Here is a 21,547-nt window from a genome sequence, read left to right as displayed (position 1 = left end):
AAAGAATAAAGAAAATAGAATATAGACTTAAACCCGATAAACTTATGTTATCGGGTTTTTTGTTTTTTCCTTTAAACTGATTACCAGTTAGTTAAAAATAAAGATATTTTAAGTACGATTAATCTTATTTTTTAAATAAAAAAAACTTAAACATCTGATTTTTAACGCAGTTCATCGAACTTAAAGTTAATTTTACAATAAAAAATGTATTTTTAATCCTACAACTTTTAAACTGTAAGATTATGAAAACCAAATTTTCAATTATTTTAGCTTTGTTTACTTTTTACTTTGCAAATGCCCAGCAAGAAGATCAGGTTAATTCTGAAATGAATACTGCAAAAGGAATCACCTTTGCTCATGGTGATATGTTTATAGAAGGTGCTTTGCAAATTGCCACTGGCGGTGATCGCGATTTTTATGCTTTTAATCCCAAATTTGGATATTTCCTCAATGACAAATTTGCCGTTGGCGCGCAAATTAGTTTTTCAAGTGATGAATATGAATCTACTAACACTAAAACCAATATCTTCGGTATTGGCGGATTTGCAAGATACTATGTATTAGAATTAGACAAAAAACGCTTTAAAGCGTATGGCGAAGTTGGATTAGGCTATGGTAGAAACAAAGTTGAGACTCCCGGAAATTCTGATGACAGCAACAGCCTTACTGCGAACATAAATGTGGGTTTAAACTACTTTGTAACCAAAAATATTGCGGTGACTTTTGTTCTTGCTAACATTTTATCTTATAATAGTGTAGCTCCAGAAAATGGTCCTTCTTCAAATACATTCGAATTAAACATCAACCTGTTCGAAAACATCTTTGATCAGCCTAAGTTTGGTCTTTTGTATAGATTTTAAATCGTTCAGAGATTTGCATACAAAGCTGTTCCAAATTGGGACAGCTTTTTTATTTCTCAAAACCTTTAACCTTTGTAACTTTGAATCTCTGAACCTTTGCACCTTAAAAAATGGACGAAACCCCAAAACGATTTGACCGAATTGTAGCTATTCTTATTCAATTACAATCCAAGAAAATTGTAAAAGCACAAGAATTGGCAGATCGTTTTGACTGCAGTCTTCGAACAATTTACAGAGATATTCGAACTCTTGAAGCTTCTGGAGTTCCTATTTACAGTGAAGCCGGAGTTGGTTATGCTTTGATGGAAGGTTATAGATTGCCGCCGGTAATGTTCACGCGTGAAGAAGTCAGCAGTTTTATTGCCGCCGAAAAATTAATGCAGAAATTTACTGATCCTTCTTTAGGAAATCATTATGCATCGGCGATGTATAAACTAAAATCGGTTTTGAGAAGCACTGATAAAGATTGGGTTTCAAATATTGAATCGAGAGTTGTAATGCAAACGGCGGAGCCGATGTTCAATGATAATTCGCCAAATACGTTAGCGGTTCTTTTTGAAGGTATTGCCGAGAAAAAACAAATATTGCTTCAGTACAAAACTTTTGATACCGACGAAACTACACAGCGGAATATTGAACCTGTAGGCGTTTTTCATGATAATAACAATTGGTATTTTCTAGGATATTGTCATTTACGGCAAGATTATCGTCAGTTTAGAACAGACAGAATTCAAGGCATACGAAAAACAGAATCCGACTTTACAATTGAACACGATGCGCTCGAAACCTATCTGACTAAAACAGAAACCTGTCCAACTACAAAAGTCCGAATCTTAATCGAGAAAAAAATAGCGAGATATTTAGCCTCTGAAAAAAAATATCATGGCTATGTTTCTGAAAAAGAAATTGATGGAAAAATCGAAATGACCTTTATGTGCCGTGATATCGAAAGTGGATTTGCGCGCTGGTTTTTAATGTTTGGAGATTATGCCACAATTCTGGAACCCGAAAGGCTTAAAGTTCGTGCATTAGAGTTATTAGAAATAAACAAACAAAGGCTTTTATAAAAAAACTCCCGAGAGACTATCTTCGGGAGTTTTTTGTTTTATCTCTGTTTTACAACATTGTAAAAATTATAATCTGTGTTTGATGCATCAGTAATTCCGATATTTCGTCCCATTGTTACAATCTGGCCTCGGTGATACGTGCCGTGATTAATAACCTGGATCAAATATTCCGAAATTGGCAGTTCGCATTCAAACCACGGATTTACGATCTTAACTTCTTTACTCAAATCTTCTTCTGATAATGAATTGATAAGATGCTTCAATTTTGTAGATGAATTTAATAAGCCTGCAAAGATTTCCTCTCTTGATAATTCTGTTTCTGGCTTTTTTTCTGACATCTCGGTTTCAGAAATAACAGAAAACCAATATTCTTCTGTTGACCAAATATGATCAAGGGTTTTTATAATAGTTGAAAAACTCGAAGGTACTTCTGCATAAAGCAATTCGTCTGATTTCGGCGAAAGCCAATTTATAAATTGCTGATTTACCCATAAATTATAATCGGCATAATTTGACATTATCTTTTTTAAACTCATAACAGTAAATTTTAGATTTTGAATAAAGTTACAACGAATTGCAAGTTATCTTTCCCAAAAAAATGGAGGTTCAATATTTAAAGCTCTTAAATATACATAAGCCTGACCACGGTGATGTACTTCATTATCAATAAAATATAAAATATTTTGAATGATTGGAAATTCATATTGGCCAAAAAGGTTAAATTTTTCGCTAAAATCTTCAATAGATAATTGTTCCCAATATTTATTGATTTCTTCAGTCGCTTCATCCCATTTTTCAAGATACTGCGCTTTAAAAATCAGTTTTTCGGCACCTTCCGTATAAGGCTGACTGTCACGATTTACAATTCCTTTAAGAGCCGGAGCCGCAATTGCCAAAAGTTCATCGACTAATTTTGAAAAAGGTCTCATTCCTCCAATCGAGAATTCGAAGAAATCTTTCTCAGGAAATAACTCAATTAATCTGCGTGTTAGTGCTCTGTGCCCTTGCCAGTGTTTCAATAAATCTTCTGAAGTGATTACTTGTGCTTCTAATGTTTTCATGGTTTTAAAGTTTTAATTTTTCTATACATCAAAAGTAAAATGGGCTGGTGACAACAGTTTGTCAGCAGTAAAAAAATAATTTAAAAAATTAGCCAGAGATTGCATAAAACGTTCATCTGATTTTGCAAAGACATTTTACAAGCAGACAATAATTAATGTAAAATACTGACATTCATTGATTTAAAATAAAAAACCTTCGTATCTTTAAACTCCCCATTTAATAAAATCAGGATAATGAGAAAATCTCTACTTCTATTTTTATTATTTTACTCGACTATATCTTTGTCACAGGGGATCATAGTGGACACTACAACTTTGAGTATTCCTGAGCTTGTTCGCGAAGAGTTGATGAAAAATGCCTGCGCAAACGAAAGCAACTTTAAATTTTCATCACATCAAGGTATTGGCAAATTCACAAATACAAATCCTAATTTCCCAATTTCAGAAGGTATTATTATTCGAAATGGAATAGCGAAACATACAGAAGGAATCTACACCGCTGGCAACGAAAGCAGTCAATTAAATAATAGCAGTGACAATGATCTGCAAACAATTAGCGACAACAATGGACAAATGGTGCCCATTACCGATGTGAGTTATATTCAGTTTGAGTTCACACCTTTGTCAAGTAATTTTAGTTTTGATTTTCTTTTTGCTTCAAATGAATATGGTGAATTTCAATGTGGTTTCAGCGATGTTTTTGCCTTTATTTTAACCGATTTAACAACTGGAGTTGCTACAAATCTTGCGGTACTTCCCGGCACATCAACGCCTGTTTCGGTAAAAAACATAAGAGACAGCCAATATAATTCTTCCTGTTTATCAGCCAATGCTAATTTATTTGATCATTATAATGTGACTGATCCTCCATCATCAGCAATAAATATGAGAGGTGAAACTAAAGTATTAACAGCCACTTCGCCCGTAATTCCAAATCGAACGTACAGTATAAAACTGGCAATAGGCGATTACAATGACAGCAGTTACGATTCGGCGGTCTTTATAAAAGGTGGCAGTTTTATCACAGCCATGGATTTAGGCCCAGACAGAACCATTTGCGAAGGCGAAAAAATCACACTCCAATCTGGACTTGTCGGAAACTATTCATATGAATGGACTCTTGACGGCACTGTTATTTCTGGCCAAACAAACAGTTCATTGACTATTGATAAATCTGGAATTTATGGCGTTACTGCCACTCTTTCTGGATGTATTATAAAAGATGAAGTAAAAATTACAGACTTAGTAGTTAAACCTGCTCAAAATTTAATTGCCTGTTATACAACAAATGGAATATATAGTTATAATTTAACTCAGAATAACCTAACTACTTTAGGACTTGATAGCGCAGCATATTCTCTTTTATATTTCAGCACTTTGGCAGCAGCCAATGCAAACGCTCCCGCAATCCCACAAAATCAATTAAACTCGTTTACAAGTGTTGGCAATCAAACAATATATATCAAAGCAATTCCTCTAAATAACAACGGTACTTTTTGCAACAATTTGATTTCATTTGACTTGCTTGTCACCGCTCCAATAAACATTATAAAACCTCCCGATTTAAGTTTTTGCAATACAAGATCAGGAAGGGTTCCAGTTGATTTAACTGTTCAGGAAAGTAACATTTTGAATGGGTTAAATCCTTCTGATTATAAAATTACCTATCATTTGAGCCAAACAGAAGCGAATAGTGGTTCAAATCGCATTTTAAATCCTGCATTTTTTAGTTCTTCCTTATCGCAGTCGCCACAAACAATTTGGGTTAGAGTTGAAAGCATTCAGAATTCTTTCTGTTATCAAACTGTGAATTTCAATATCATTATATATGCACTTCCACAAGTAAATGATCTTCCAGATGTTATTGCCTGCAGCAGTTATACATTGCCTCCTATAAATTTTGGCTTTTATTACACTGGCCCAAATGGAACAGGAACAAGACTAAATGCCGGAGATGTAATTACCCAACCTGGGGCTTATTATATTTACAGCGGTCCCATGCCTAACAATTGCACTAATGAAAACACATTTAGTCTCACATTTATTGACAAAATAGAATTTCCAAAAGAAGACTGTGGCACATACATCGTTCCTACTGTACTTGCAGGTGGCTTTTTTACTGAACCTGGAGGAAAAGGAGATCCTATTCCTAGAGGTACATCATTTACTTCTAGCCAAACGATATATTATTATGCCGTAATTGATGGAGCAGTGTGCCGTGACATACCGGTTCCATTTATTGTGCATCCCTTACCCCAAGTTGATAAGCCCGATAATATAGTGACTTGCGACTCCTATATCCTACCGCCATTGCTAAATGGAAATTATTATTCGCTGTCAGGAGGTTTGGGAAATGGATTAAATGCCGGCGATCAAATAACCACTAGCCGAACATTGTATGTTTTTGCAAATGATGGAAGATGCACTAATGAAAACTCCTTTAAAATAGACATTATTAACTCCCAACGTTTTGTCCCAATTTCTGAATGTGGAAGTTATACTTTACCGGCAGTAGAAATAGGCGGTTATTATGACAGTCCCGGCGGTCAAGGCAAAAATATTCCAGCTGGAACAGTAGTTACTAGTTCACAAACAATATATTATTATGCCGTTACTACAACTTCACCCAATTGCACAATTGATCTAAAATATCAGATTACCATAAAACCGCTGCCTTTAGTTGACACACCAAGCAATAGATTAGAATGCAACAGTTATACATTGCCTGCGTTGACCAATGGCAATTATTTTACCGATACAAATGGTGGCGGAACTCCATTGATCGCTGGAGATAAAATTACCGAAACAAAGACGATTTATATATTTTCCGTTGGAACAGAATGCAACAACGAACATAGCTTTGTTGTCGAAATCAGACCATTGCCTCTTGTCGACAATTTTACAGATGTCGTCACCTGTAGTAATTTTAGGCTTCCTAGATTAAAAAACGGACAATATTATGCTGCAACAGGAGGACCAAATGGTTCAGGAAGCCTCCTTGCTGAGGGAACAATAATAAGCACAACTCAAACCATTTATATCTATAACGAATGGCCTGATTTTGCAAAATGCAGCAATGAAACCTTTTTTAAAATTAATATTAACGGAATCGATGTTGGCACTTTCGACAATATAACTGTTTGCGACAACTATACATTACCGCCTCTAAAATTGGGTAATTACTATTCACAGCCCGGAGGAAAAGGCACCATTATTCCGGCTGGAACAGTTTTAACCACTTCACAGACCGTTTATGTTTATGCAATTGCAGGAAATAGACTTACTTGTTCCAGCGAAAAGAGCTTTGAGGTAAATATTTCTTCTACGCCAAAATTAGCCAGCATTCCAGATATTGCCGTCTGCAAAAGCTATACATTGCCTGTTTTAGCAACCGGACAATACTATAGCGGGCCAAATGCAACAGGAGTGCATTATGTTGCTGGCGAGCAAATAAACGCTTCGCAGCGAATGTACATCTATGCAGCAGCGCCAACAAATTCCAATTGTACTTCACAAGATGATTTTAACATTACCATTTATCCTTTGAAAGATTTTGCAATAAAAAATGGCGTAATCTGTGTCGATTTTCAAACAGGAACTTTATTGAGTCCAGCGCAATTAAACTCGGGACTTAACGCTAACGAATACACTATTGACTGGTTTTTCAACGGAAATAAAATAAGCACCGGACCCAACTATGCTGCAAAAGAAGAAGGAATTTATACCGTAGTTCCCAACAAAATAGCTCCGGCTATTGGTGCTGACTGTGGTTATAACTCGACCACAGTTAAAGTCGAAAAGTCAAGTCCAGCAATTGCAACTTTAACCGTTACAGATGCCTTTGAAGATAACATTGACCTTATTGTAAACTTAACCAATGGTTTTGGAGCATATGAATATCAATTAGATGATGGCGATTTTCAAACCAGCACTGTTTTTTCTAACGTCGATTCAGGCGAACACGCAGTAACCATAAAAGACACAAAAGGAAACTGCGACAATCTGATTCTCTTTGCCAATGTGCTTAAATATCCTAAATTTTTTACGCCAAACAACGATGGCTACAATGATACTTGGAACATCACAGATCTTACTGCACAGCCAGATGCAGTGATAAACATTTTCGACCGTTATGGCAAATTCATAAAACAACTTCGTCCTTCGGGTCCAGGCTGGGACGGAAATTATAACGGAAATCCACTTCCCTCTTCTGATTATTGGTTTCAGGTTTTTTACACAAAAGACCAAATCAGCGAAGTATTTAGATCTCATTTCAGTTTAAAGCGATAATCTGACAAATGTAGAGACACCCCAAAATGCGTAAACAATGATGAAAGAACGAGACATGGATGTACTGTAGTGCGCCTCTACAGAATAAACACGCTAAAAAAAACTTAGAACCTTAGTATCTTAGAATCTTAGCATCTTTAAAAAAAACCTTTGTACCTTTGCATCTAAATAACTTTGGAACTCAGAAAAATGATTGAAGATAAAAATCCGCAACGCACCAGTATAGGACAATTAGGAGAATTTGGCCTAATTGACCATTTAACCCGAAATTTTGATGTTACACAAGAATCAACTTTAAAAAGCATTGGTGACGATGCAGCAGTTTTAGATTTTAAAGATAAAAAAGCAGTTGTTTCAACAGATTTATTAATCGAAGGCGTGCATTTTGATTTGGCTTACATGCCATTGAAACATTTGGGATACAAAGCAGTTGTCGTGAATATCTCTGATATTTGTGCAATGAATGCGAAACCAACACAAATCACGGTTTCTGTTGCCGTTTCTAATCGTTTTCCATTAGAAGCTCTTGAAGAATTATTTGAAGGAATTACACATGCTGCAAAAGAATATAAAGTTGACGTTGTGGGAGGTGATACAACCTCATCTCAAAAAGGATTAATTATCAGCATTACCGCAATTGGCGAAGCTGATGAAAATGAAATCGTGTACAGAAATGGAGCCAAACAAACTGATTTATTAGTTGTAACAGGAGATATCGGTGCGGCTTATATGGGGTTGCAGGTTTTAGAACGCGAAAAACAAGTTTTTCAAGTAAACCCAAACAGCCAGCCAGATTTAGATCCTTACACCTATTTGGTAGAAAGACAACTAAAACCAGAAGCAAGAACAGATGTTCGTACGCTTTTACATGCACTTGAAATAAAACCAACTGCAATGATTGACATTTCTGACGGATTATCTTCAGAAATTATTCATATCTGCAAACAGTCAAAAGTGGGCTGTAATTTATATGAAGATAAACTGCCATTAGATCCGCAATTTATTTCGACTTGTGAAGAGTTCAATATCGACAGTACAACTGTTGCCATTAATGGCGGAGAAGATTATGAACTTTTGTTTACTATTGACATCAACGATTTTGACAAAATAAAAGGAAATCCAAATTTTTCTATTATTGGCCATATGGCAGAAGAAAACGAAGGAATCCATCTTGTAACCCGCGCCAACACAAAAATTGCTTTAAAAGCACGTGGCTGGGATGCTTTGAGCGAGTAGATTTAGTATTCAGTCGCAGGTTTCAGGTTTCAGTCGCAGACTTACTGAATTATAAAAAAATATCCCAACAGACTTTATGAAGTCTGTTGGGATATTTTTTTATCAAGTGGCGCGTGCTTTAATCTAAAATCTAAAAAAGCCCTTTGCTTTTCGCTTCTTTTAAAAGCTCTTCATCAGAACCAGATCTTATTTTTAGCAATTCTTTCAAATTGACTTTACGTTTTTCAATTGCGGCTAAAGAAATGGGAATGTATTGCGACATATCTTCAGTTCGTGTTCCTTTTGATAAATGAAATAAAATCTGTTTATCAAATTGATCGATTTCAATAGAATTATGTGGTGACTGATTCACCATTTTCACCACTGACTGGCTATAATATTTTCCGTTTTTCATCACTTTATCAAAAGCAAGAAGAAGCTCATCAAAAGTAAGGTCGTTTTTAATAATTAATCCATTTGGGTTAATTGTCCTGATTATGGTTTTTATTTTTAAGAGTTCTGTATACATCGTAAGCAGAATCACTTTACAGTCTGGCATTTTTTTCAAAATAAGCTTTGCCAGATCTTCTCCAGAAAATATTTCTTTTTCCTCATAAGCCGGCATGCTGATGTCTAAAAATGCTACATCAAATTTTGGCGTTGATTCATCTTCTAATAAATCATAAGCCGATCTGCAGTCGTAAGCCTGAGCAATACGAAAATCATATTCCTTTGGATTATAACGCGTTATAGCGTTTTTATATCCCTCAATAATAAAGGGATGATCGTCGACAATTAAAATGTTTCGCGTGATTAAATGCGAAATTGGAGCTGTTAAATCAAATGTCATTATTTTGCAGGTTAATTTTTTGATCGATTGGGACTTTAATTGTGAGAAGTGTTCCTTCTCCTTTGGCAGATTTTATAGTAACTGTACCCTTACATTCCGCGACTCTATATTGAATATTGTGCAATCCAATACCGTTTTTAGTTCTCTTCGCATTAAAACCAACTCCATCATCCGCAATAGACAAAACTAAATAATTTATTTCACTTTTAAACTCAACTGTAATCGTATCGGCATCTGCATACTTATTGCAATTTTGAAGCGCTTCTTGTATCATTCTGTACAAATTAATTTTGACAGTATTGCTTACAAGATCCCATTTTATATGAGAATCAAATGTCGTAATTAATTTTGAATTATACGTGTTTCTCTGATTTTCAAATAGTTTCATCAGAATCGCGACAAAATTATTAATTAATTCTGATTTTTCTCTATTTAAATCATGTGAAATTTCACGAATGTCTTCTTCAATATGTTTCAGCTCCGTCAAATATTTTTTTCGTTTCGCTGCCGCCTGCGCTTCATCAATTTTATCTAGACTGTCTAAACTGATTCGAACACCAAACATTCGGCCCAAAACTCCATCGTGCAGCTCCTGCGCAACTTTTTTCTTTTCTTTAATTCGCGTTGATTCAATTTCGTTTTGCTGTGAAATCATCAAATTATAGATATCTTCATTTGCAACCTGTTGCTGCTGTTTGAATAGCAATTCTCTATTTTTTGCCTGTTGCGTTTTATAAACATAAAAAAACAAACCTACCAAAGTACAGATACTGAATACATATACTAAAGTTCTGTTTTTTTCCTGAAGATTCGAATTCTGATCTTTTATTTCATTGGTTTCATATTCAATTCGAGAGAATTTTTCTCCCATTTTTCGTTCCGCTTTCAACATCTTATCATTCAACCGAATATATTCCGCAGAATAAATGGAAGCATTTTTAGGATCTATGGAAGCTGTTTGTTTAAGCGCCTCTAAAGTATTGACCAGCTTACTTGATGTTCGAGACAAGCTCAAAGCTTGCTTTGAAAATTGAAGCGCTCTAAAAGTGTCCCCTTTAAAAGCAAAATATTCAGATAGATGAATTTTGCAAGACACAACACCAGACGAAAGACCAAGACTATCTCTAATCTTTAAGGATTCATAAAACAAATCTGGCAATTCGCTAGACTCTTTAAGTTTAAATTTAGAATAACCCAAGTTATCCAGTAAAATAGCATAAAGACCCGCTCGGTCTTCAAAAAGATTTTTTTCCTTTAAACCTCGTTCAAAAAAAAGCTTGGCTTGCCCATAATTCTTCATATTCATATAGATAAAGCCAATATTATTTAATGAAGCTGCTCTGTATTGCAACTCATTTGGTATTGATTTATCATCTAAAATCTTCAAAGCTTTATTTTGAAACTCAAGTGCTTTTTCGTACTCATCTCTTTCATTATATAAAATCCCTAAAAGATTATAGCTCTCATAATATAACTCATTCACTTTTTTTTGCTTTTTCAAACTGCTTAAAGCCTTGAAAACTGCTATCTCACTTTCAAAAAAATCACCCTCATTATATTGCAGGCTTGCTTTACTCAAAAATGTTTTTGCCAAATTATATTGATCATCTATTTTCAAATAAAACTTTTCAGCTTTAAAATAATACATAAAGGCGCTATCAGAAACAGATTGAGAGTCGTAATAATCTCCCAAATAAGTATAGGCTTTTGCCATATGAACGGAATCTTTTGATTTTTCCGCTCTTTCTAAAATTAAATTAGTGGTTCTCAGATACCCTTTCCAATCGCTCATATTGTAATAACGATTGGCAATTTTAAAAAGATTGACTTTATTAAGAGAATCATCTTGTTGCTCTAAAATAATGCGCAACGCTTTTTGATTGTAGCTTTGTTTTATCTCTAAAGGAAGACTGCTTTCATTTGCTAATGAAAGAAAAGTAGGAAGGCTATCCTTGGCAGAAGTTAAATCTTGATCTGATTTTAAATCTTTATTGCAAGCGAATAAAGCAAAAAATAAAAGTAATAGTATTTTACATTTTTCTTTCAATTGTCCTTATGAGTTTTACCAAAAATACTAAAACTATGCACATAAAAAAAGGCTGTCAATAAATTGACAGCCTTGCTATATATTACTTCTAAAAATTAGTCTATTTTTTTATCTGATCCAAATGATTGATTTACACTAGCAAAGCTTGCTTGATCACTTGTTCCATGAAAATCAAGTTTTTTTGTTCTACCTGTCGCACCACCATCAATATCTTGAAAATCAAGTTTCTTTGTTCTTCCTGTTGCTCCACCGTCAATAGATAAAATTTTAATAGTATCTGAAGAAGCTAAATATGTATTTTCAGGAGTTGTAAAAGAAGTTGCTACCATTACTAAAGAAAATAATCCGAAAGTTAAAGCTGTTTTTTTCATGATCTGAGGTATTAAGTGTTTTTGATTTTTTGTTTTTGGGACCGTACGCTCTTTGCGTTTCGGTTTGGTAAAATTATACCCATCAACAAAAAAAATTTACATGAAAAATGAAGTTTATGGTAGATCATGCCCAAATGATAGTCACTGGACGTCAAATTCGTGTAATTATCTAGTTTTTAGATCTCTATGTAATTACCCGCAGAAAAATTAGCAATGATTAAATCGACATTTGCTTTGTAAGTTTTGGAAAAAGGGATCTTTTTAGTAGAATTTTTAATGTAACAAACTGAGTTTCCGTTATGAATTCTCGAAATGTAGTTTTGATTGATGATGTAGCTATTATGAATTCGGATAAAAGGATGTACTAAAATACTTTCAAAATGCTTTAAAGTTTTAAAAGCGGTAACCATTTCGCCCGAATTTAAATAAATATCAGTGGAATTATTATCGGCTTGAAAATAGCAGATATCAGCCGCATTCATGTAACGATAATCGCCATATGACTTAATACAAAGAATAAGTGGTTTCTCTGGAATTTGTTGTATTTGTACTTCTTGAATTATAACTGGTGCTTCTTCTTTAGCCTCAATTTGTTCCTTCTCCTCTATGAAAGGTGTTATTTTGACCTCTGACACGTTTTCTTCTAAAATAGCGACCGATGATTCACTTACAGAAGTTTTTTGTTCTTTTGACTCAAAAAGCACTTTTTCGAGCTTCAAAAGTGTTTTTACAAGATCGACATGAGTCAAAGGTTTTAAGATATAATCAAAAACGCCATACTGAATGGCATCAAAAGCCAACTCTTTTGTGACAGTCGTAATAATAATTTTTGGTATCACAGATAAAAATCGATACAATTCGCCAATGAAAGCGAGTGATAAATTACTTGCGCTGTCTTGAGGATCGATTTCTAGAAAAATAAAGTACGGCCTGTGCTCTAAAACCAAATTTAATCCCTGCTGATAATTCGTCGCCGATGCTATAAAAGTTAATTCCGAAAAACCTTCTGCAACGATTCTGGTTTTCAAAACACTTTCAGCGTCATTGTCAATTATAATGTAGGAATATTTTCTCAATTTTGTTTTAAATAATTTTTAAATGAATCAAAGTATTTTAAGTACCCGATTCACTTTCTAATTTTCGCGTATGATGTGCAATTAAATTTACACAATTAATTTACGCAAATAATTCATTGTTAACACATTACACCAAAATGTTAATACATAAAGATGAAATGCATAAAAGTTCGACGAAATGCATTTTTCAAAATTAAAAAAATCCCAAACTCCTAAGAAGGAATTTGGGATTTATATAATTTTAATTGAGAAAATTACATTTTCATCAACCAGTTTTTCATCGAAACTTCATTTTCAATAATCGCTCTCAATTCAGAAATTTTAACGCGATCTTGTTTCATTGTATCTCTATGACGAATAGTTACTGTTTCGTCTTCTAATGTTTGGTGATCAACAGTGATACAAAATGGTGTTCCTAGAGCATCTTGTCTTCTATAACGGCGTCCAACTGCATCTTTTTCATCATAAGCAACATTGAAATCCCATTTTAAATCTTCGATGATTTTTTTAGAAACTTCTGGTAAACCATCTCTCTTTATTAATGGCAATACTGCTGCCTTTGTTGGCGCTAAAACTGCAGGCAATTTAAGCACTGTTCTTGATGAACCATCCTCTAAAGTTTCTTCTTGCAACGATGTTGCAAAAACAGCTAAAAACATACGATCTAAACCAACTGAAGTTTCCACTACGTATGGCACGTAGTTTTCATTTAATTCAGGATCAAAATATTGCAGTTTTCTTCCTGAATATTGTTCGTGTGCTTTTAAGTCAAAATCAGTACGAGAGTGAATTCCTTCTAATTCTTTGAAACCAAATGGGAAGTTGAATTCAATATCTGCCGCTGCATTAGCGTAATGCGCTAATTTTTCGTGATCATGAAAACGATAGTTCTCTTTTCCTAATCCTAAAGATAAATGCCAGTTTAAACGTGTTGTTTTCCAGTGCTCATACCATTGCATTTCTTCTCCCGGACGCACGAAAAACTGCATTTCCATTTGTTCGAATTCACGCATACGGAAAATAAACTGTCTTGCAACAATTTCGTTTCTAAACGCTTTTCCGGTTTGAGCAATTCCAAACGGAACTTTCATACGACCAGATTTCTGAACATTTAAAAAGTTCACAAAAATACCTTGAGCTGTTTCTGGACGTAAATAAAGATCCATCGCAGATTCTGCAGAAGCTCCTAATTTAGTTCCAAACATTAAGTTGAATTGCTTAACATCTGTCCAGTTTCTAGAACCCGTTTCAGGATCAGCAATTTCAAGCTCTTCGATCAAAGCTTTTACATCTTCTAAATCTCCATTGCCCAAAGAACGTCCTAAACGCTCTCTGATTTCTCTTTCTTTAGCCAAATATTCAATTACACGAGCATTTGTAGTTACAAATTCTTCTTCATTGAATGCATCGCCAAAACGAGCTTTTGCTTTTTCGATTTCTTTTTTAGCTTTCAGATTAATTTTTTCAGCAAAATCTTCTACTAAAACGTCAGCTCTATATCTTTTTTTAGAATCTTTATTATCAATCAAAGGATCATTGAATGCATCAACGTGGCCCGAAGCTTTCCAGGTCGTTGGGTGCATTAATATCGCTGCATCTAAACCAACAATATTTTCATTCATCTGAACCATTGATTTCCACCAATATTCACGAATATTCTTTTTTAACTCGACACCATTTTGTGCATAATCATACACTGCACTCAATCCATCGTATACTTCGCTTGACGGAAAAATAAATCCGTACTCTTTTGCGTGCGAAACCACATTCTTAAATAAATCTTCTTGTTTTGCCATAGTGATGCAAAAATATAAAAAGTCCTTTTAAAAAAAAGAAAAATAATAAAGATTGAAGTTTGAATTTCGTTAGTTTTGTAACTAAATTCTTTCTATATGTGTTTAATTCTATAATAAATCTCTTTTTCCCGAAAGTTTGCTCTGGATGCCACGCTGTTTTAATGACTAATGAAACTGTTTTATGCACCAATTGCCGTCACGAATTACCTCTGACGCAATATCATCTCGATTCTGAAAACGAAGCTGTAAAAAAATTTTACGGAAAAGTTGAAATTGAGCACGTATCGGCTTTATTGTATTTTATCAAAAAAGGAATTGTTCAGGAACTGATTCATAACTTAAAATACAAAGGACATGAAGAAATTGGGACAGTTCTTGGAAATTGGTATGCAGACGATTTAAAAGAACTTCGATTAAAAAATCCTTTCGAAGTTATTATTCCTGTACCGCTTCATCCTAAAAAATTCAAAGAACGCGGTTATAATCAGGTTACTACTTTTGCCAAAGCAATTTCGGAAGGACTACATCTCACTTTTAACGATTCTGTTTTATACCGAAAAAAATATTCGAAAACACAGTCAAAAAAGAATCTTCTTGGCCGTTCTGAAAATATTGAAAACATTTTTGACGTCAAATTCTCTGAAGAAAACCACAACAAACACTTTTTAATTGTTGATGATGTTTTGACAACGGGATCAACACTGGAAGCGTGTGCGAAAGCGTTACTAAAAATTCCGGGAGCAAAAATCAGTATTGTGTGCATGGCTATGGCGAACTCATAAAAAAGAAAATTCCAAATTCCAATTTGTTGGTTTTTGGAATTTGGAATTTGAATTTTGTTTTTCTGACTTGGATTTTAATTTATAATGAGCTTTTTAACTGTTCTTCTTTCTCCATCAATAACAGTAACCAGATAAACTCCCGAAACGGCGTTTGGAAGCTGGATATTTTGATCAAAATTTGATGTGCTCTCAAAAGTTTTTGAATAAACCGTTTTGCCTAAAATATCGTGAACAAAAACTTTTACACCCGTTGCTGACTCACTTTGAAACTTAATTGTAAAATTTCCTTTATTTGGATTTGGATAAAGACTAAAGTCAATAGTATCAAAATTAGGTGTTCCCAGCGTATAAGTCTGACCGCAAATAGTAATTGAAGCCGAATTTAATGTTCCGAAGTTCCCAACCACAGCATCTCTAACTCTAAGAGTCCAAGTTCCTTGCGTACTTTCACCATTGAAAGCACTCAAAACATCAACCGGCAAGACAATTTGCTCAGTCGTTCTAGCACAATCTAAAGCAGCGCCTGAATCATCAAACTGCATTGCTAAAGTAGATTTTGTCGATCCGCAGTTTTTATTGAACAATCGGACAATAGTTCCAGCAGGACTTACTATCTGAAGTTCTATATCAGAAAATTTATCGTGTGTTATATTGACAGAAACGTTTACATCTGTAACTGTTGCTTCAGATGCTGGAACAGTAACAGTTCTTGTAACAAAAGTGGTTGTATTAGGAATTGAAAATGAACTTCCAAAACTATAAGTATCACAAGATGGGTTCGAAGTATAACCAACTGCAAATGGTTTGCTGTTTATTGCATAGAAAATATTCCCTGTTGGTTCAATCAGAATTCTGCAGTTTTTAGACGAAGGAACACTTGTAGGAAGTACAATAGTCTCAGTACCGTCATTTGCTGTATTCGAAGCCAAAATTATAGGAAATGTAACGCCTCCATCAGTAGATAACTTAATATTTACTGCTGAAGCACCCGCAAGCGAATTTGTATTATTTACACTCCAAGTCACCGTTTCACTCAATCCCTGCCACCAGCTTACATTATCATTGGTATGCGAAGTTACTGCAAAAGGTCCGGCTGTTGAAACAACATTTACAACCATATCATCAGTAAATGTCTGCGCTGCGCCTTGAGCTGCATTATCACGTCCTGTCAATGTAAAATGTAGTGTTCGTGCAATTGACGAGACAGATTCCCAAGTTGTGGTAAGCCTGTTTTGAAGAACATAATTGTAACTTGGCATATATCGAACTGTGCTAGCACTTGGAATTACAGAACGAAACAACGGTCCGTCTGGTTTTGTTGAATACGCTATACTTGTACTTCCGGAAGTTGTAGTTGCGTTGTCGTTTTCTTCCCAATTATAAGTAACTGAATCTCCTTCAGCATCAGAGCCTGTTCCTGTTAGAATAAAAGCGGTACTTATTGGGATTGTAAAATCATTACCCGCACTAACAACCGGCGGATTATTTGTAATTGCGGTATTTACCGGACAGGTTTTATTAGCCAACGTATTCTGAATTTGTCTGATACTTACATAAGCAAAATAATCATCTGAAGTATCTTGAATATCATAATCACCCGTTACTCCTGCATAAGCCATAATTGTAGAACCGCTTCCAGGCTCAACGTTTACGTTTGTTCTTTCTTCAGAATCATAAGAAAAAGTATGATTTGCACCTAATTGATGCCCGAATTCATGCGCCACAAAATCAATATCAAAAGTATCTCCCTGCGGTTTAGCATCTGAAGGCGATGTGTACGCACTACCTTTTCCTAAAGGAACATTCGTTGTTGGATTTGTACAGACACAGCCGATACATCCGGCATTACCGCCTCCGCCAGAAGCGCCAAATAAATGTCCAATATCATAATTGGCATTCCCAATTACATTTGTCAAAGTAGTTTGGACTTCTTGATTCCATGCGCCATCAGCACCTGTAGAAGCATTTGAATAGGGATCTAAAGTAGCATCAGTATAAATTACAGCATCATTATTATCAATCAAAACTAATTTTACAGCCAGATCTTTATTAAAAACGCCATTTACTCGAGTCAGTGTATTATTCATTCCAGCAAGTGCCAATGCTTTTGTTCCGCCAAAAAAAGCAGTATATTCCGCTGTACATGACAAAGCCAGACGCATTGTTTTAAAAACTTTAGCGCTTGATGCTGCATTCGTCGTTTTTCCAGTACTACTTTTACTCAAAATCGCATCATCAGTTTTACAAATAAGTCTTTTTGAAGCCGACGTGTTTTTTGAAAATAAGACATATTCTGTTTTATCATCTGGATTTTCCTCAATAAATTCAGTCGATTTATCAGAACGAAAAACCATCGTCTGAAGCCCAAGTGGAGAAACGCTGAAATGTATTTTGGCAGTTTTATCATCTACACCGCTTCCTTCATAAGCTCTTATTTCAGGATATTTAGCTTGAAGTTCAGCCTCAAAATTAGAAGATTCCCAAACGATGAAACGCTCTAAAATTCCCGAAGAATTAGGAATTGTTATTTCGACATTGTTATTTTTTGATCCTTTTCCTGTAGCCGATGCCAACTTTATTTGAAGTAGTTGTGCATTTAATTTATAATATAATTTTTCCGAATCTGATGCATTTATTCTTTTATTCAAAAGAGAATTTGCACTGCTTTTTTGCCACAAATCAGTGTTTTGGGCTTTTAAAACAGTACAGAAAACAATAAAAAATAAAGAGAGTAAAAGTTTTTTCATATTTGGCGGCGTTGATAAATCAAAATTAAGTCAATTAAATTAAATTCTTACATATAAACGACATTTAACGTTTTTTAGTCGACGAGTTGGCGTATTTTCACAAAAAGAAACGATCTTCTTTCAAAAAAATCAATTCGCCTTGGCATCAAATTCAAAATAGATAGTATAAATTTGCAGCATCTTAAATTATTTGTTTTGAATCTTTTTCATTCTATAAACGATTTCCATTCGACCAAGAAGACAATACTAACACTTGGCACCTTTGACGGCGTGCATATTGGTCATAAAAAAATTCTGGAAAGAATTACTCAGAATACCGAAAATGGCAAATATGAAAGTTTAGTGCTTACTTTTTTTCCGCATCCAAGAATGGTTTTACAAGAGAAATCGGAAATAAAACTTCTAAACACTATTGCCGAAAAAACAAAACTTTTAGAAGCAACAGGAATTGAAAATCTTGTAATTCACCCTTTCAACGAAAGTTTTTCAAGATTAACCGCAGAAGAATTTGTTCATTCTATTTTAGTAGATCAATTTCAGATTCAAAAAATAATTATTGGACATGATCATCGTTTTGGAAGAAACAGAACCGCTAATATTGATGATTTAATTGCTTTTGGAGCCGAATATGGTTTTGAAGTAGAGCAAATTTCAGCTCAGGAAATTCAAGATGTTTCTGTGAGTTCAACCAAAATCAGAAAAGCACTTCAAGAAGGAAATATGGCTTTGGCCAATGATTATCTTGGATACAATTACTTTTTGACAGGCGAAGTTGTAAAAGGAAGACAATTAGGAAGAACAATTGGTTTTCCGACAGCAAATATTCAAATCGAAGAAGATTACAAATTAATTCCGAAAACAGGTGTTTATGCTGTAAAAGCAATTGTAGAGCAAAAAGAAGTTTTTGGAATGATGAATATTGGTTTCAATCCAACTGTCAGCGGTGAAAAGCAAACAATTGAAGTCCATCTTTTTGATTTTAATGAAGACATTTACGGGAAAAAAATTGAGGTTTCTTTACTGAAATATTTGCGTGAAGAACAGAAATTTGGTTCGGTTGATTTATTGAAAGCACAATTAAATCAGGATAAAGTAAATGCTTTGGCATTTATTTCTCAGTTCTAGAAAATATTTTTCAACAACAATATGAATTTATTTCGCGGTTTACCTGTAGTCCCTACGGGACAAAACTATTCTTTCTAATTATTTCCTACCAACAGGTAATCTCTACGAGATATTGCAACAAATAAAACAATCTACCAGGATAAATCTCAATCACATATACTCCGTTAGGAGCTAAATATTGGAAATAAACAAAATCTTATCATACAAATGCCCCATCGGGACTATACATTGCTACTTAACTTTTGTCTAAATTTAAATCATCGTAGTTATTTTTTTAGTAAATTTGATATAGAACACTGTTTTTCAAATATTTACTATTAACTTCTTTAAAAATAACCACTATGAAATTACCTAAAGAAATAACCAACGGGTTTCTAATTTTCCTTGGAATAGGCATTTATTTTTTATTGATGAATGTATTAGGTCTTGCAGATTTGTTCTATTTACGTACGCTAAATGTCTTTTTTATCTTTTATGGCGTAAACAGAACTATGCAAATGAACCTGCATGAAGGAGAAACCAATTTTGTGTCGAATGCAGTTTCTGCGATGGCAACTTCAGTAGTTGGCGTGTCAATGAGTGTTTTCGGATTACTAGTTTATAGCTATGCACGAGGTGGAGATGCTTATGTAAAAACCTTATCAGAGACCTTTATGTTTGGAGGAAATCCCTCTGTACCAACTTATTGCATATGTTTACTTTTTGAAGGAATTGCCTCTTCGGTCATCGTAACTCTCATGATGATGCTGTATTGGAACAACAAATATGCTGCCGATTAATATTTCAAAATAAATCGTAACATTTAGCACTCTAAAATCATAGAATTATACATTTTTATGATTTTAGAGTGTTTCTTTTTTGAAAATAGCTATCAAATATTCATTTACCGTGTACATCATTGGTTGATTAGAACAATTTAACTACTTTTGAAGCTTCAAAAACATTGTATCAATGAGCATTACAAAACACAATTGGACCAAAGACGAAATCATCGCCATATATAATAAGCCAATAATGGATCTTCTGTATGAAGCTGCAACCATTCACAGGCAAAATCACGATCCTAACGTAGTTCAGGTATCGACTTTATTATCAATAAAAACCGGAGGCTGTCCAGAAGACTGTGGTTACTGCCCACAAGCGGCACGTTACAACACTGGTGTTGAAGGAAATGATTTAATGAGTGTAAGCCAGGTAAAAGCACAAGCTTTACGTGCGAAATCAAGTGGATCATCTCGTGTCTGTATGGGAGCTGCTTGGAGAAACGTAAAAGACGGCGAAGAATTTGATCAGGTTTTAGAAATGGTTCGTACCATTAACAAACTTGACATGGAAGTTTGCTGTACGCTGGGAATGATTACTGAAAATCAAGCACAACGTTTGGCAGAAGCTGGTTTATATGCATACAACCATAATTTAGATACTTCTGAAGATTATTATAAAGATGTTATTTCGACACGTGCTTTTGAAGACCGTTTAGAAACTATAGAAAACGTTCGTAAAACAAATGTAACAGTTTGTAGCGGTGGTATTATTGGAATGGGAGAAAGTATTGAAGACAGAGCCGGAATGCTTGTTGCGCTTTCAACTTTAAATCCTCAGCCAGAATCAGTGCCAATTAATGCATTAGTTGCTGTTGAAGGAACTCCGATGGAAGATGAAAAACCGGTAGAAATTTGGGAAATGATTCGTATGGTTGCGACAACCAGAATTGTAATGCCAGATACTCAAGTTCGTTTATCTGCGGGAAGAACAAATATGAGCCGTGAAGGTCAGGCAATGTGCTTTTTTGCTGGAGCAAATTCAATTTTTGCTGGAGACAAATTACTTACAACGCCAAATCCTGATGTGCACGAAGACATGAAAATGTTTGAGCTTTTAGGATTAAATCCGCAAAAACCTTTTACAAAAGTTTCACAGCCAAAAACGGTTGAAGCAGAAGATTCTCAGTTTGCTCCACTAGGCGAAAAGCCAAAATGGACAAGACCAGGACATACAATTGAACGAAATGTTGAGCATTCGATTAAATCAAAAATTTAATTAATACCGTTCAACTATCTGAATAAATATTTTTAAAATGCTTATAACATTGAGTTATAAGCATTTTTTGTTATGCGACATTCTAATATTTTGATGCGAAAATTCAAAGGAAAAAAATGGATTGATTATAAGAATGAAAAGCAATCACAAATACGCATGACAATCTCCGTAAGAGTGCTTAAATAAGATTTTTAAATAGAAAAGCAGTTAAAGTTTAAAT

16 protein-coding genes are annotated in these 21,547 nt (G+C 34.4%); 8 read left to right on the top strand and 8 right to left on the bottom strand.

The window, feature by feature from the left end:
• Positions 1-242: 242 nt before the first annotated feature.
• Both EV145_RS15410 and EV145_RS15405 read left to right on the top strand, forming a co-directional pair.
• A complete protein-coding gene (locus tag EV145_RS15410; RefSeq protein WP_133526094.1) occupies positions 243-860 on the top strand; it encodes an outer membrane beta-barrel protein in 618 nt (205 codons plus the stop codon).
• Positions 861-970: 110 nt separating this feature from the next.
• Entirely contained in the window at positions 971-1,927 is a 957-nt protein-coding gene (locus tag EV145_RS15405) for a helix-turn-helix transcriptional regulator (protein ID WP_133526093.1), read from the top strand.
• Positions 1,928-1,965: 38 nt separating this feature from the next.
• On the opposite strand, the gene EV145_RS15400 is transcribed toward EV145_RS15405, so the two are convergent.
• Together EV145_RS15400 and EV145_RS15395 are read right to left on the bottom strand one after the other, a co-directional pair.
• On the bottom strand, positions 1,966-2,463 hold the full coding sequence (locus EV145_RS15400; RefSeq protein ID WP_133526092.1) for a DinB family protein: 498 nt from the start codon (positions 2,461-2,463) through the stop codon (positions 1,966-1,968).
• 45 nt (positions 2,464-2,508) lie between these two features.
• Entirely contained in the window at positions 2,509-2,988 is a 480-nt protein-coding gene (locus EV145_RS15395; RefSeq protein ID WP_133526091.1) for a DinB family protein, read from the bottom strand.
• A gap of 234 nt (positions 2,989-3,222) precedes the next feature.
• Between EV145_RS15395 and EV145_RS15390 the strand changes: the two genes are divergently transcribed.
• Both EV145_RS15390 and thiL read left to right on the top strand, forming a co-directional pair.
• Positions 3,223-7,278, top strand: coding sequence for a T9SS type B sorting domain-containing protein (locus tag EV145_RS15390; protein WP_133526090.1), 4,056 nt, complete (start codon positions 3,223-3,225; stop codon positions 7,276-7,278).
• A gap of 189 nt (positions 7,279-7,467) precedes the next feature.
• Positions 7,468-8,514, top strand: coding sequence for a thiamine-phosphate kinase (gene thiL / locus EV145_RS15385; RefSeq protein ID WP_133526089.1), 1,047 nt, complete (start codon positions 7,468-7,470; stop codon positions 8,512-8,514).
• A 130-nt stretch (positions 8,515-8,644) separates the two neighbouring features.
• On the opposite strand, the gene EV145_RS15380 is transcribed toward thiL, so the two are convergent.
• The 5 genes from EV145_RS15380 to EV145_RS15360 all read right to left on the bottom strand — a co-directional run bounded on the left by EV145_RS15380 (position 8,645) and on the right by EV145_RS15360 (position 14,633).
• A complete protein-coding gene (locus tag EV145_RS15380; RefSeq protein ID WP_133526088.1) occupies positions 8,645-9,343 on the bottom strand; it encodes a response regulator transcription factor in 699 nt (232 codons plus the stop codon).
• A complete protein-coding gene (locus tag EV145_RS15375) occupies positions 9,333-11,390 on the bottom strand; it encodes a tetratricopeptide repeat-containing sensor histidine kinase (protein WP_243739273.1) in 2,058 nt (685 codons plus the stop codon). The genes EV145_RS15380 and EV145_RS15375 overlap by 11 nt, the downstream gene beginning before the upstream one ends.
• Positions 11,391-11,485: 95 nt before the next feature.
• Positions 11,486-11,761, bottom strand: coding sequence for a hypothetical protein (locus tag EV145_RS15370; RefSeq protein WP_133526087.1), 276 nt, complete (start codon positions 11,759-11,761; stop codon positions 11,486-11,488).
• A gap of 176 nt (positions 11,762-11,937) precedes the next feature.
• Entirely contained in the window at positions 11,938-12,837 is a 900-nt protein-coding gene (locus EV145_RS15365) for a LytR/AlgR family response regulator transcription factor (RefSeq protein WP_133526086.1), read from the bottom strand.
• 254 nt (positions 12,838-13,091) lie between these two features.
• Complete coding sequence (locus EV145_RS15360; RefSeq protein ID WP_133526085.1) at positions 13,092-14,633, bottom strand: glycine--tRNA ligase; 1,542 nt, start codon at positions 14,631-14,633, stop codon at positions 13,092-13,094.
• Positions 14,634-14,794: 161 nt separating this feature from the next.
• Here EV145_RS15360 and EV145_RS15355 point away from each other — a divergent pair, with 161 nt between their 5' ends.
• Positions 14,795-15,415: a phosphoribosyltransferase family protein gene (locus EV145_RS15355; protein ID WP_133526279.1), complete on the top strand. Its 621-nt coding sequence runs from the start codon at positions 14,795-14,797 to the stop codon at positions 15,413-15,415.
• A 74-nt stretch (positions 15,416-15,489) separates the two neighbouring features.
• Here EV145_RS15355 and EV145_RS15350 read toward each other — a convergent pair whose 3' ends face one another.
• Positions 15,490-18,162, bottom strand: coding sequence for a reprolysin-like metallopeptidase (locus EV145_RS15350; protein ID WP_133526084.1), 2,673 nt, complete (start codon positions 18,160-18,162; stop codon positions 15,490-15,492).
• 195 nt (positions 18,163-18,357) lie between these two features.
• Here EV145_RS15350 and EV145_RS15345 point away from each other — a divergent pair, with 195 nt between their 5' ends.
• The 3 genes from EV145_RS15345 (at position 18,358) to bioB (ending at position 21,327) form a co-directional block, all read left to right on the top strand.
• Entirely contained in the window at positions 18,358-19,287 is a 930-nt protein-coding gene (locus EV145_RS15345; RefSeq protein ID WP_133526083.1) for a bifunctional riboflavin kinase/FAD synthetase, read from the top strand.
• A gap of 341 nt (positions 19,288-19,628) precedes the next feature.
• On the top strand, positions 19,629-20,066 hold the full coding sequence (locus EV145_RS15340; protein WP_133526082.1) for a hypothetical protein: 438 nt from the start codon (positions 19,629-19,631) through the stop codon (positions 20,064-20,066).
• A 172-nt stretch (positions 20,067-20,238) separates the two neighbouring features.
• Positions 20,239-21,327 (top strand): biotin synthase BioB, encoded by a 1,089-nt coding sequence (bioB, locus tag EV145_RS15335; protein ID WP_133526081.1) that lies wholly within the window; start codon positions 20,239-20,241, stop codon positions 21,325-21,327.
• The last annotated feature ends 220 nt before the right edge of the window (positions 21,328-21,547 follow it).

This window comes from Flavobacterium sp. 245 (genome assembly GCF_004362055.1).
GTDB lineage: Bacteria > Bacteroidota > Bacteroidia > Flavobacteriales > Flavobacteriaceae > Flavobacterium.
The sequence above is the reverse complement of the archived record's forward strand: the minus strand, read 5'-3'. Positions and strand labels throughout refer to the sequence as shown.

Bases quoted from the DNA above. Each gene is read 5' to 3' on its own strand.
- EV145_RS15360 (WP_133526085.1), bottom strand. From the start codon at position 14,633: ATGGCAAAACAAGAAGATTTATTTAAGAATGTGGTTTCGCACGCAAAA.
- EV145_RS15400 (WP_133526092.1), bottom strand. From the start codon at position 2,463: ATGAGTTTAAAAAAGATAATGTCAAATTATGCCGATTATAATTTATGG.
- EV145_RS15350 (WP_133526084.1), bottom strand. From the start codon at position 18,162: ATGAAAAAACTTTTACTCTCTTTATTTTTTATTGTTTTCTGTACTGTT.
- EV145_RS15380 (WP_133526088.1), bottom strand. From the start codon at position 9,343: ATGACATTTGATTTAACAGCTCCAATTTCGCATTTAATCACGCGAAAC.
- EV145_RS15410 (WP_133526094.1), top strand. From the start codon at position 243: ATGAAAACCAAATTTTCAATTATTTTAGCTTTGTTTACTTTTTACTTT.
- thiL (WP_133526089.1), top strand. From the start codon at position 7,468: ATGATTGAAGATAAAAATCCGCAACGCACCAGTATAGGACAATTAGGA.
- EV145_RS15370 (WP_133526087.1), bottom strand. From the start codon at position 11,761: ATGAAAAAAACAGCTTTAACTTTCGGATTATTTTCTTTAGTAATGGTA.
- EV145_RS15340 (WP_133526082.1), top strand. From the start codon at position 19,629: ATGAAATTACCTAAAGAAATAACCAACGGGTTTCTAATTTTCCTTGGA.
- EV145_RS15395 (WP_133526091.1), bottom strand. From the start codon at position 2,988: ATGAAAACATTAGAAGCACAAGTAATCACTTCAGAAGATTTATTGAAA.
- bioB (WP_133526081.1), top strand. From the start codon at position 20,239: ATGAGCATTACAAAACACAATTGGACCAAAGACGAAATCATCGCCATA.
- EV145_RS15405 (WP_133526093.1), top strand. From the start codon at position 971: ATGGACGAAACCCCAAAACGATTTGACCGAATTGTAGCTATTCTTATT.
- EV145_RS15355 (WP_133526279.1), top strand. From the start codon at position 14,795: ATGACTAATGAAACTGTTTTATGCACCAATTGCCGTCACGAATTACCT.
- EV145_RS15390 (WP_133526090.1), top strand. From the start codon at position 3,223: ATGAGAAAATCTCTACTTCTATTTTTATTATTTTACTCGACTATATCT.